Source organism: Rufibacter hautae, from assembly GCF_008271695.1.
Classification (GTDB): Bacteria; Bacteroidota; Bacteroidia; order Cytophagales; family Hymenobacteraceae; genus Nibribacter; species Nibribacter hautae.
On sequence record NZ_VKKY01000001.1, the window covers coordinates 364,762 to 376,897 of the forward strand.

At 54.8% G+C, this 12,136-nt stretch carries 11 protein-coding genes; 6 read left to right on the top strand and 5 right to left on the bottom strand.

All coding sequences use genetic code 11. The features are described from left to right. Positions 1-27: 27 nt before the first annotated feature. A complete protein-coding gene (locus FOA19_RS01515; protein ID WP_149089035.1) occupies positions 28-639 on the bottom strand; it encodes a YceI family protein in 612 nt (203 codons plus the stop codon). 157 nt (positions 640-796) lie between these two features. Next, positions 797-3,499, bottom strand: a complete 2,703-nt coding sequence (locus FOA19_RS01520; RefSeq protein ID WP_149089036.1) for a hypothetical protein — start codon at positions 3,497-3,499, stop codon at positions 797-799. 231 nt (positions 3,500-3,730) lie between these two features. Here FOA19_RS01520 and dtd point away from each other — a divergent pair, with 231 nt between their 5' ends. Both dtd and FOA19_RS01530 read left to right on the top strand, forming a co-directional pair. Continuing rightward, the gene (gene dtd / locus FOA19_RS01525) at positions 3,731-4,183 is read left to right on the top strand and encodes a D-aminoacyl-tRNA deacylase (RefSeq protein WP_149089037.1); all 453 of its coding nucleotides are present in this window, start codon (positions 3,731-3,733) and stop codon (positions 4,181-4,183) included. A 148-nt stretch (positions 4,184-4,331) separates the two neighbouring features. Further along, a complete protein-coding gene (locus FOA19_RS01530; protein WP_062542532.1) occupies positions 4,332-4,658 on the top strand; it encodes a nucleotide pyrophosphohydrolase in 327 nt (108 codons plus the stop codon). An 82-nt stretch (positions 4,659-4,740) separates the two neighbouring features. Here the strand turns inward: FOA19_RS01530 and FOA19_RS01535 are convergent, their stop codons facing one another. Beyond that, a complete protein-coding gene (locus tag FOA19_RS01535) occupies positions 4,741-5,448 on the bottom strand; it encodes a 2-phosphosulfolactate phosphatase (RefSeq protein WP_149089038.1) in 708 nt (235 codons plus the stop codon). A 171-nt stretch (positions 5,449-5,619) separates the two neighbouring features. After that, on the bottom strand, positions 5,620-6,714 hold the full coding sequence (gene gcvT / locus FOA19_RS01540) for a glycine cleavage system aminomethyltransferase GcvT (protein WP_149089039.1): 1,095 nt from the start codon (positions 6,712-6,714) through the stop codon (positions 5,620-5,622). Positions 6,715-7,166: 452 nt separating this feature from the next. Here gcvT and FOA19_RS01545 point away from each other — a divergent pair, with 452 nt between their 5' ends. Both FOA19_RS01545 and FOA19_RS01550 read left to right on the top strand, forming a co-directional pair. Continuing rightward, positions 7,167-8,660, top strand: coding sequence for a CHASE3 domain-containing protein (locus FOA19_RS01545; RefSeq protein ID WP_149089040.1), 1,494 nt, complete (start codon positions 7,167-7,169; stop codon positions 8,658-8,660). Positions 8,661-8,704: 44 nt separating this feature from the next. Beyond that, the gene (locus FOA19_RS01550) at positions 8,705-9,148 is read left to right on the top strand and encodes a response regulator (protein WP_149089041.1); all 444 of its coding nucleotides are present in this window, start codon (positions 8,705-8,707) and stop codon (positions 9,146-9,148) included. A gap of 108 nt (positions 9,149-9,256) precedes the next feature. Here FOA19_RS01550 and FOA19_RS01555 read toward each other — a convergent pair whose 3' ends face one another. Then, positions 9,257-9,868, bottom strand: a complete 612-nt coding sequence (locus FOA19_RS01555; protein WP_149089042.1) for a ribonuclease HII — start codon at positions 9,866-9,868, stop codon at positions 9,257-9,259. A 182-nt stretch (positions 9,869-10,050) separates the two neighbouring features. Between FOA19_RS01555 and FOA19_RS01560 the strand changes: the two genes are divergently transcribed. Together FOA19_RS01560 and FOA19_RS01565 are read left to right on the top strand one after the other, a co-directional pair. Beyond that, on the top strand, positions 10,051-10,362 hold the full coding sequence (locus FOA19_RS01560; protein WP_149089043.1) for a DUF485 domain-containing protein: 312 nt from the start codon (positions 10,051-10,053) through the stop codon (positions 10,360-10,362). A gap of 34 nt (positions 10,363-10,396) precedes the next feature. Beyond that, positions 10,397-11,971 carry a sodium:solute symporter family transporter gene (locus tag FOA19_RS01565; RefSeq protein ID WP_149089044.1) on the top strand — a complete coding sequence of 525 codons (1,575 nt, stop codon included), beginning with the start codon at positions 10,397-10,399 and terminating at the stop codon, positions 11,969-11,971. Positions 11,972-12,136: the final 165 nt, after the last annotated feature.

Sequence of the window (12,136 nt, forward strand, 5' to 3'; positions counted from 1 at the left end):
TAGCCTCACATATGAAAAACGGGTAATTTATCTTTTAGCTACTAAGTCTTTCTGCGCTACTAAATCAACGTTCAGGTCAAACTCGTTGCTGATGGCTTTGTCGCCCAGGTTGTCAAAGAAAGAACCTGAACCGTATTTGATGTCATATTTGGTTCTGTCCACTTTGATGTTGGCTTTGGCTTTGATCTGGTTGCCAGCGTGCGCGATGGTAGCTGGGAACTGGATAGGGTTCTTGATGCCTTTGATGGTCAAGTCACCGTTCACCAGGTACTGGCCTTTGGTTTTGGTAGGGGTTACTTTGGTGATCACCAGGGTAGCCTTCGGATATTTGGCAGTCCCGAAGAAATCGTCAGACTTCAAGTGACCTACCAGGTTGCCGTTCATTTTGGCATCGGTGATGTCAGTGCAGACAATAGAAGACATGTCAATGTCAAAAGAACCACCCAAAATGTTTTTTCCATCGCTGGTCAATTGACCATTGGCGATATTGATCACGCCAGAGTGCTCTCCGGTTACTTTGGTGCCTTTCCAGGCAACCTTAGATTGGTTTGTCACCACTTTGTACGCTACGCCTTTACCTGCAAAAGCGAATGTTACCAACGCTACCAGCGCCAATAATACTGTGTTTCTTAGCTTCATTTCTTTTTGACTTACTGTTTAAGTGCTGCAAATGTATACACAATTAATGTATATACATATGTTTTGGTTCAAATTTTTTCAACTTTTTCTATTTCCCGCTTGAAATGGAAAAAACAGCCCTAAAACAGCAGCTGAAAGCACGTTAGAACCCCGGAGATCACCGGCCCTGCACCACCGTTTTCTGCAGCAGCTTGTTGTAGGTAGAGAAAACCGTGTACTGGTTCTGTACCTCGTTGTAGCGCACCGTTACCGGGTAGCTGGTATTGATGGGGTCATCGCCCAAGGGTTGGGCCTGCACATCAAACAAGTAGGCTTTGCGCGGACCCGTCTCCCAGATCACGTACAGTTTGCGGTCTCCTCCGAAATGGAAATACTGCACCTCTTTGGCAGAGGAAGTCACAAAGCGGCGATCCAGGAGCAATTTCCCGTCTTGCCCAAACAAGGCCACGCGGCCCGGGTCTGAGCGCGCGATGATAAACGACTTCCCTCCCTCCTCGGGTACCAGCTTGAACGTGCTGCGCCGATCTGGGCGCAGGAGTTGCTCACGGCGCGTCACCTCGCCGGTCAGGTCAAAGGTGATGACCTCGCCGCCCTGCGTCACCGTGGTGAAGAGCGACCGCCGGAAAGAAATACCCAGCTTAGGAAAAAGCCCCGAGCGGAGACTTGCGTTCAGGTTGATGGGGAATCCCGGGTAAGGCTCGCCCTGCGTCCCGAAGGCGTAAATGAAGCCGTTTTCCAGGGTCACCAGCACCACGTTGCGGCCGTTCACCTTCACGTGCTGCGGCGGCGCGGCCAGCCGGCCATCCAGGCGCATGGGGTTCCAGCCAGATTGCAGGTTGCCTTGCATGTCCAGGATGAAAAGATTGCCCAGGTTGTCATCGGCGGCCAGCCGGTAATCGCCGGTTTTGTCGTAGTCAAACACGGTGAGCCGCTGCAGCCGGAGGGAGTCTCCCAGGATAAAAGGAAAGTTCTCCTCCTCCTTGCCGCTCTTGTCAATGCAGTGCAGGCTGTTAGACGTGGCGAAGAAGTATTTCAGGCGCTTGTCCTGGCCGTAAGGCAGTTGGAGCACCGGCCCCATGATGCGGGAGTTGAGCGTATCGCTCCAATTGCGGCGGCCGCGGTCGGCGCCCACGCCATACAGCACCAAGGCCGAGTCCTGCACCACTATCTCGTTGCTGTTGTCTACCACAAACTTGGTGAGGAACGGCGTAGAAATGAGGCGGCTGTTGAAGTCAAAGGTCTCTTCCCGCCGAATGCCCTGGTCGGCCAATACGGTCTTCACCCTTGACTCTTCCTGGTGGCGCAAAAGGAAACTGGTGTAGTACTGGTTCTCGGCGGCGCCGAACTGCAGGCTGAAGTAGTTGAATTTCTTGATGATGGAACTGTTGCGGAGCAGACTCACCTGCTGCTCGGGGCTCATGGAGCGCAAAAGCAGGTTCCAGGCGTGGCTGGTGTTGATGAACAGCCCGATGTTGTCCGTTTGCTGTGACTCGTTGAGCAAAGGCTCCATCGCCGCCGATTTGCTCCAGACCTTCCCCTCTTCCACCTCGGTGAGCAGCGCGCGCATGGTGGCCACGTCATCGGTGAACAGGATGTAGTTCTGCAGGGTGGTGTAATACGTCTGCTCAAACCCCTTGAACATATCCCCGAAAAGTTGCTGCGGCAGTTCCTTGGCGGTGAGCAGCCTGATGGTGTGCTGGCCGTGCTTTTCCACGGTGCCGGCGGTCTGGCCCGGCTGCAGGCGGTTGAGCATCTGCTGGGTCATCCCCGCGTTGGACGTCTGCGCGAAGAGGATCTTCTCGGGGCTGGTTTTGGTGTCGTAGGCCTCCAGGTAGCAAAGGCCCAGTTCCCCCGCAAAAGAACCGGAGAGCGAATCCAGGAAGGAGCCTTCCGGGGTGCCGGGTTCTTTCCGGAGGGTGCTCATCTGGTTCAGGCCCAGGTGCAGGACAATGGCGGCCCGCTCCGGCAGCACCTCGCGCAGGTTGAACTTCTTCGCCTCATGTCCCTGGATGCGGCTGTATAGGGAACCCTCCACGGTCTCGGGGCGCGAGAAGCCGTTCATGAACAGCCGGTTGTTGTCCAGTTTCAGCTGCAGCATGCTGTTGCGGCAAAGGCTGCTGAGCAGGTTCACATCAGCGAGAAGGTCTTTCTTGAGGAAAACACCCAGCAGATCGGGTACGTGCTGGTAGTTGATGAAGACGTTTGCGTAGACATCGGGCTGGCTCAGGTAATTGGTGTTCTTGTAGTCCTTGGCCGGCGACTCCAGCTGCCCGCGATTAATCTTCCGGATGATCTCCTCCACCAGGACCGGGCTGGGGCTGATGACCAGGTTGTTATGGTAACTGAAATAAGAAAGGTTGTCGTTGTCGTTCTGGTGAATGATGTCGGTGATCTGGAAACCCTGGTACTCCCGTATCTCCTGCCGGTACAAACCAGACTTGGACATGTTCTCCACCAACGTGCGGATGTAGCGGTGCTGGGCCACGGTGCTCACCGGCACGTAATACACCAAGTCATACTCGGTGCGGCCCATCACGTGCATGGACACCAGCACATTCTTATTTGTGAGGAAATTACGGATTTGGGAGCGGCCAGTAGAGATACTGTCCAGTTGGGCCAACTGATCGTCCAGGCGCAGCACGAAGGGCATCTGGGACACCGTCGTCCACAAGTCTGTCTGCTGCAGATGGTCCAGGAACCGGGGGGCGTTGTTCGTTTCCACCACAAAAACGGCATTGTCGGGTACCAGCGTCCAGAGGCTCACCTTTTCGCGCGCCTCCGTCCATTTTGAGTACCCATAGAAGCCCAGCGCCAACAGCACCACCACACCGCACAGCCAGTAAATCGTCTTTTTCGGCATCCTTGAAGGGTTAGGAACACAAAAATAATGGAAAAACGTCCGCTTCAGCTTTCTATCCTTATAAAATGAAGAATGTGCGCCTGAGGACGCGGGCTGCGGGTTTTCTTTTTAACTTGCCGCTTTGTGATTGAGGGAAGGAGGGATTGAGCGAAGGAGTGAATGGGTTTTTAACCTCTTTTCCTGAAAACCCTGCAAAAACAGCTAACCCCCTTCCCTCTTAATTTCTGATCTATGCGCGTAGTGATTCAGCGGGTGAGTGAGGCATCTGTGACCATTGAAGGGAACATAAACGGACAGATTGCCCAGGGCCTGTTGGTGCTGGCCGGCTTCACCACGGCAGACACCCCCGAGGACCTTTCCTGGACCGCCAAGAAGATTGTGCAGCTCCGGATTTTCTCCGATGCCGAGGACAAGATGAACCTGAGCGTGCAGGACGTAAACGGCAGCATTCTGCTCATCAGCCAGTTCACACTGTACGCCCTCACCAAGAAAGGCAACCGTCCCTCCTACATCAACGCGGCCCCGCCGGCCGTGGCCATCCCGCTGTACGAGCAGTTCCACCAGCTCCTGGAAAAGGAACTAGGCAAACCCATCCCCACCGGCATCTTCGGGGCCGACATGAAAGTGGCCCTCGTGAACGACGGCCCCGTGACCATCACCATTGACTCGCAGAACCGGGAGTAGTTTGATTGCTGGTTGTTGATTGTTTTTCGACTTTCGTTTTCAACCTGTTTTCACAAAAACGGCCGCAAAACAAATCAGCCGCAATCAACAATTTCATCCAATCTCTGCATGAACAACAATCAACAATGAACAATCAACAATCAAAAAAATGACCTTAGAAGAAGCACAACAAGCGGTAGATACCTGGATCAAAGACGTGGGCGTGCGGTATTTCTCCGAGCTGACGAACCTGGCCATTCTCACCGAGGAGGTGGGCGAAGTGGCCCGCATCATCGCGCGGCGGTACGGCGACCAGTCGTTCAAGAAAAGCGATGAGGAGGTGGACCTGGGCGCGGAGATGGCCGATGTGCTGTTCGTGCTCATCGCGCTGGCGAACCAGACTGGCGTGAACCTCACCGAGGCCTTCGCCAAAGGCATGGAGAAACGCACTTCCCGCGACAAAGACCGGCACCAAAACAACCCCAAACTGCGGTAGACATCCCCCTTAAAAGAAATGCGCTTCGGGCCTGCTTACCACAAAACAGGCCCAAAGCGCATTTTGCTTTAGCATATATTATCTACTCAGCAGCCACCAAGATATCGCCTTGGAGTACGGGCACCACGGTGTAGACATCTTCCTGCAGACAGAACTCTGTGTCTTTGAGGATGTCCAGGCGTTTCATACGCTGCACGTGCGAGGCGTTGGCCAGGAAGCCCATCTTGTCTTCTTTGGCCGTGTTGTACAGGTGCCAGGCGGCTTGGGTGGCATCGTGGTCAAAGGTGAACTCACCTTGCAGGCGATCGGCCAGTGCGCCGGCAAATAGGGTGTCTTCCAAATTGAAAAGGCCTTTCCAGCCGGCGCAGACGACCACCACGTCTTTCCCGGCTTTGCGCAGGTAATCCGCGACGGCGCCCACGTTGAGGAAAGCCCCGGCCAGCACTTCATCGGCGGAACTGGACAGGCGCATGGCTTTGGTGCCGTTGGTGGTGGTGATGGCCAGGAACCGGCCGGTGCGGTCTTCCTCCAGGTAATGGAACGGGGAATTGCCCAAATCGAAACCATCGGCTTTGAGGCCATCGCGCTCAGCGGCGACTAGGTACCCTTTCTCTCTGTAGGCCAAACAGGCTTCCAGCTCACTGACGGGCGTAATGTGGGTTACCCCGTGCGACAAGGCGGTGACCATGCTGGAGGTGGCCCGCAGCACATCTACTACCACGGCAATCTTGCCGGTTAAATTATACAGGTGCAACAGCTCGGGGCTGAAACAGACATCTATGGAAGGCATACGAATTAGTTCTGGGTCTTGGGTTCTGAGTCCTGAGTCAATAAAAAATTTGGCGTTTAGCGGCTGCTTTGGGTAAAACAGCCGCTAAACGCCAAGGGAAGGTTCTGGGTCTTGAGCCTAAAAAATTCACGTTCTCCACTCAGGACTCTGGACTCAAGACTCAGAACTCTTTTAAACAGTTGGTTTGTAGAAAGGCAGTTTCACTACCTGGGCTTTGAGCTGCTTGTTGCGCACTTTGATGAAGATCTCGGTGCCGGGCGTAGTGTACTCGTTTAGGAGGTAGCCCAAGCCCACGCCTTTGCCCAGTGACGGTGACATGGTACCTGAAGTCACTTCCCCGATGGTAGCGCCCTCGGCGTTCACGATCTCGTAGTGGCTGCGCGGAATGCCCTGCTCCATCATCTCAAACCCGATGAGTTTGCGGCTCACGCCTTGCTCTTTCTGGGCTTTGAGGTTCTGGGCGTTGGTGAAGTCTTTGTTGAATTTGGTGATCCAGCCCAGGCCGGCTTCCAATGGCGAAGTTGAGTCGGTGATGTCGTTGCCGTAGAGGCAGTAGCCCATCTCCAAGCGTAACGTATCGCGGGCGCCTAGGCCAATGGGTTTGATCCCGAACTCGGCGCCGGCTTCCATGATCTTTTGGAAAACCTCTTTGGCGCTCTCGTTGGGCACGTAGATCTCGAATCCGCCGGCGCCGGTGTACCCGGTGGCCGAGATGATCACGTCTGGCTGACCGGCGAAGGTGCCTTTGTCAAAGGTGTAGTACACCATGTTCTTCAGGTCCACCGGAGTCAAAGACTGCAAAGCCTCGGCGGCTTTGGGGCCCTGTACCGCGAAGAGAGACATCTCATCAGAGATATTCTTGAGCTCGGCACCGTTGGTGTTGAATTGGCTGATCCAGCTCCAGTCTTTCTCAATGTTGGAGGCGTTTACCACCAACATGTATTCTTCGGGGGCCAGACAGTACACAAGCAAATCGTCCACAATCCCGCCCTCGGCGTTGGGCAAGCAGGAGTACTGGATTTTGCCCGGCGTCAGTTTGGAGGCATCGTTGGTGGTCACGCGCTGGATCAGGTCCAGGGCGTTGGGGCCGGAAACCAGAAACTCGCCCATGTGTGATACGTCAAAGATACCCACGGCCTTGCGTACGGTGTGGTGCTCGTCTAAGTCAGAGCTGTAGCGTACGGGCATGTTGTAACCGGCAAAAGGCACCATTTTAGCGCCCAGTGCTTCGTGCACATCATTCAGGGCTATTTTCTTCAATTCCATGTATAATTGGTTTAGGAAACGCGGTAAAAGAAAGACAAAAGTAGGAAAATTAAGGCGGGTTTCTAAACCATGTCGGCTCCTTTGCCTTTAAGCCCAGGCAACCGGAGCATCGTCCTGTTTCGGGCCTTTTTCCCTTAAAACAAGGCTAAAACAGCGGGCAGCCTTCAACATCCGCTTTATGGCAACTGCTCTCATCTTTCAAAACCCAGGGGCTTGGGACCCGTATTGCCCTTCTTTGCCTTGCCCCTGCCGGTTTTGCCTGCCTTCTCTGTTTCTAACGCAGATGCCACCCTTTTTCAGGCCTGGCGGGAAGCTTGCACCCAGAAATCTTTAGCGGGGTAAATACCGCAAAAAATATACTTTTGTACAGCCGGCATTCCCCTTAGAGAAAGGCACGGCTGTTTCTGTATTTATCTTGGGAGGTGGCCGCCATCTCTCCTAGCGCACCTTACATGAATCTAACAACCAAGCTCTTCGCCGGCTTCGTTCTCATTTCCTTCCTCTTCACCACGGTGGCCATTGTCAATTACCGCCTTTCTGAGGATGTGATCTCCAACTCCGCGTTCGTGTCAGATTCCCAGAACATCACCCGCACGTCGGCCTCGCTGCAGAGAAGCATCATTGACATGGAAACGGGCATGCGGGGTTACCTGCTCACCGGCAACCGCACCTTCCTGGAACCCTATTTTTCGGCGGCGGCGCTTATCCCGGGCCAGTTCACCCTGCTCAAGAAACTCATGAAAGACAAGCCCGAGCAGCTAAAACGGGTGAAGGAGATTGAAGACCTGCACCAAAAATGGCGCGAGGAGTTTGCCGAGCTGCTGATCTCTGAGAAAGACAAGGAAAACAAATCTGGGGACCCTTACCGTGGGATAAACAAACTGGAGCATGGTTTTCTGGTGCTCAACGAAGAGGGCAAACGCATCACCGACCAGATGCGGGTGTATTTCAAGGCCTTTAACACCATTGAGTACCAGGTGCGCGAAACCCGCAACGACCGGTTGACGGAGAGTATCGCGAATACGCGCCAGATCTCTACCACCTTGACCGTAATCTCGGTGATGCTGGGCTTGGCCTGGGCCTATTACATCACCCGCCTTATCTCGGGCCGCATCCTTAAGATGGTGAACCTCGCCGACCGGATCTCGCACGGCGAATACAAAACCCAGATTGAGGACGATGCCAACGACGAACTCACCCGCCTAACAGAGTCCCTGAACCGGATGTCCACCACCATTGACACCACCATCACGGAGCTGGAAAGCAAAAACAAGGAACTGGACCAGTTCGCCTACGTGGTATCGCATGACCTCAAAGCCCCGCTGCGCGGCATAGAGAACGCCTCGCGCTGGGTGGAGGAAGACATGGGCAAGGAACTTCCCGCCCACATCCGGGAATACCTCTTGATGATGCGTGTGCGGGTGCACCGCATGGAGAACCTTATCAACGGTATTCTGGCGCTGGCCCGCATTGGCCGTTCGCACCTGGAGGAAGGCATGATAGATGTGCAAGCACTGCTGTTTGAGGTCATAGACATGCTTAACCCGCCCCAAGGGTTCAAGATACATCTGCCAGACCGCCTGCCTGTGGTGGAGGGCGCCAAGGTGGAACTGCAGCAGGTTTTCTCCAACCTGCTCAGCAACGCCATCAAGTACCACCACCACACCACCGGCAACATCACGGTCACCCACCAGCGGCTGGAAGACGCCCATGAGTTCTCGGTGATGGATGATGGCCCCGGCATAGAAGAAGAGTACCATGACCGCATTTTTGTGCTGTTCCAGACCTTGCAGGAGCGCGATGCCGTGGAGAGCACCGGGGTGGGCCTGGCCATTGTGAAAAAGATCATTGAGCGCCGCGGAGGCACCATTAAGGTCTCCTCCACCCTGGGCCAGGGCGCTACCTTTACCTTCACCTGGCCCCTTCTTACCTTGGACCACACCTAATTAGGTCCTATCTTTGAAGAATTACCAATATCAAAAGCGTAACTATGAGTGAATTGCAACCGAGTATTTTGTTAGTGGAAGACGATTACCTTGATGCCATGAGCGTGGAGCGGGAACTGCGGAAAATCAAGGTGATGGTGCCGCTACACAAAGCCAAAAACGGACGCGAGGCCCTGGCCTTGCTACGGGGGGAGCCTGGCACACCTAAGTTAAACCCATTGCCCAATATTATTCTGCTGGATATCAACATGCCCAAAATGAACGGAATTGAGTTTCTGGAAGAACTCCGCAGCGACCCGATTCTCTCTGACATGAACGTGTTCATCATGACCACCTCCAACGAAGACTCAGACCGGTTTGCGGCCCAGAACCTGCGCGTGAACGGCTACATTGTGAAACCCCTCACCTTTGACACCTTCAACGATGGCGCCTCAAGCCTGGACAGCTTCAGCCTATTCCTGGACCTCTTGAAACTGAAACCCCAGTAGTATTTTTCTATAAAGCCCCCAAAGCCGCGAGGCGTTTTGGTCCCGATTCTAAGAAAACGGCTCCAAAACGCCTCGCGGCTTTTTTACAGGTATCTGACGGAATAAAGGCTACAGCACTTCCTCTACCAGAAACGGTTCCGCGTCGGGCAGCAGCTTGAAGGTCAGGCGGTGGTGCGGCGAGACGCCGTGCTCCCTGATGGCGTTTCTGTGCGCTTTGGTGGGGTAACCTGCATTCTGCTCCCATTTGTACTGCGGATGAGTGGCGGCCAGGGCACACATGAGGTCGTCGCGGTGCGTTTTAGCCAAAATAGACGCCGCCGCGATGTTGAAGAACCGGCTGTCGCCTTTGACCATGCAGGCGTGCGGCACCTTTTTGTAGGGGTTGAACCGGTTGCCGTCTACCAGCAGGTATTCCGGCACGATGTTCAGCAGGTCGGTGGCGCGGTGCATGGCCAGGAACGAGGCGTTCAGGATGTTGATCTCGTCTATCTCCTGCGGACTCACCTCGGCCACGGCCCAATAAATGGCCTCACGGCAGATCTCCTCCCGCAGTTGGTCCCGCTGTTTGGCCGTCAGCAGTTTTGAATCGGTGAGCAAAGGATGGGAATAATCCAGAGGGAGCACCACGGCACCAGCCACCACAGGTCCGGCCAGGCACCCGCGCCCGGCTTCGTCCAGGCCTACTTCTAACAATTTGCCGCTATGGTTTGCGATGAGCATCTTAAGACGTTTTTATCAATTCTCAATACAAAACAGGCAAAGAAGGCAAATAATTCGCGCAAAGTATAGCTCCTTTTAGATATATCTCATTAAATTAAGCGGTCTATTCCCCGTGAAGTCTTTCATTCACACGCGCTCAAGACGTCTTTTCACCGCCTTCGCCCACCCCAAACAAAATACAAATGATGACTCCTGAAACCCAGCAACCGCACGAGATCCTAGATAGCCCCGATTTTAAAAAACTGGTCAAGAAACGCTGGTCCGTTTCTCTGGTGCTCACCTTTACCATGCTGCTGGTGTACTTCGGGTTTCTGCTCACGGTGGCGTTCAACAAGCAGGTGCTGGCCACCAGAATTGGGGAGTACACCACGCTGGCCATTCCCATCGGGCTGGGCATTATCCTGTTTGCCTGGGTGCTCACGGGCATCTATGTTTTCTGGGCCAACAGCGACTATGACACCTCGGTGCAGAACCTGAAAAACAAAATCCAATAGCCGTCCCATCTCCAACCTGACACGCAAAACTACCATGTTCTTGTCTCTTCTGCTTCTATTACAGGCGCCCAGCACCTCCACGCTGGGCACGGCCAACCCGGTTTCCATTGCCATGTTCTTTCTGTTTGTGGCCGTGACGCTTTACATCACCTACTGGGCCGCCAAAAAGACCAAAACGGGCTCTGAGTTTTACGCCGCGGGCCGCAACATCTCGGGTTTCCAGAACGGTCTGGCCCTGGCCGGCGACTACATGAGCGCCGCCTCGTTCCTGGGCATTGCCGGGATGGTGGCCACCAAAGGCTATGACGGACTGATCTATTCCATCGGGTTTCTGGTGGGCTGGCCGCTCATCATGTTCTTGATTGCCGAGCCGCTGCGCAACCTGGGCAAATACACCTTCGCCGATGTGGTGGCTTTCCGGCTAAGGCAGCGCCCCATCCGCATCGTTTCCTCAGTAGGCTCTTTGTTAACCATCGCGTTTTACCTAATCGCCCAGATGGTGGGCGCCGGCGGATTGATCAAAACGCTCTTCGGGCTGGATTATGAGATTGCCGTGGTGGTGGTGGGCTGCGTGATGACGCTGTACGTGCTCTTTGGCGGCATGATCGCTACTACCTGGGTGCAGATCATCAAAGCCGTTTTGCTGCTGAGCGGCGCCACTGTGCTGGTGCTGCTGTCGCTGGCCAAATTCGGGTTCAGCCCGGCCAATCTGCTGGAAACGGTTAGCAGGCAGTACGGCCAGGAAATGCTGTCACCCGGCGGATACATCACCAACCCGTTTGACGCGCTTTCCTTGGGCTTGGCACTGATGCTGGGAACCGCCGGCCTGCCGCACATTTTGATGCGTTTCTACACCGTGCCCGATGCCAAAGCCGCCCGTAAATCGGTGTTCGTGGCTACGGGGTTCATTGGGTATTTCTATCTTTTGACCTTTCTGATCGGGTTCTCGGCCATGGCGTTGGTGGGCAAACCCGCTATTGAAGGCATTGACAAAGGCGGCAACATGGCGGCTCTTTTGCTTGCCGAACAGACCGGCGGCACCGCTTTTCTGGGCTTCATTGCCGCGGTGGCTTTCGCCACCATTCTGGCCGTGGTGGCGGGCTTGACCTTGTCCGGTGCTTCCAGTATTTCGCATGACCTGTACGTGCACGTGTTCAAGAATGGCGTGTCCAACGAGAAGGGCGAGATGAAAGTGGCCCGGCGCGCCACCATCGCCTTGGGCATCCTCTCTATTGTGCTGGGCCTGGTGTTCAAAGGCCAGAATGTGGCGTTCATGGTGGGCCTGGCGTTCTCCATTGCGGCTAGCGCCAACTTCCCGGCCCTGCTCATGTCCATCATCTGGAAACGGTTCACCACCAAGGGTGCGGTTTGGAGCATCGCCACCGGTGCGGCCCTTTCTCTGATTTTGATCGTGCTCAGCCCCACCATCATGGTAGACATCATGGGGTATGACGAGGCGATTTTCCCCTTGAAGAACCCGGCGCTGGTGTCTATGTCCGGCGCTTTCTTGATGGGCATTGTTGTGTCACTGCTGCAACCCGAGGAGTCGGCCGCGCTCAAGTTCGAGTCTGAGAAGCTTCGCACGTACCTGGGTGTGGGCGCGGAGTAAGGCTTTACATCTGCCTCAGTTACCGAAGTGTTTCAGGGATGATTCCCGGAAAACGGGTCCAAAACGCATCTTCGGCTATTCGGCTGGGTTGCTACTTTTCGGGCCTGTTTTCCTGAAATCAAGCTCAAAACATCTGGCTCCTGCCCACAATGGAATGCTTTTCTT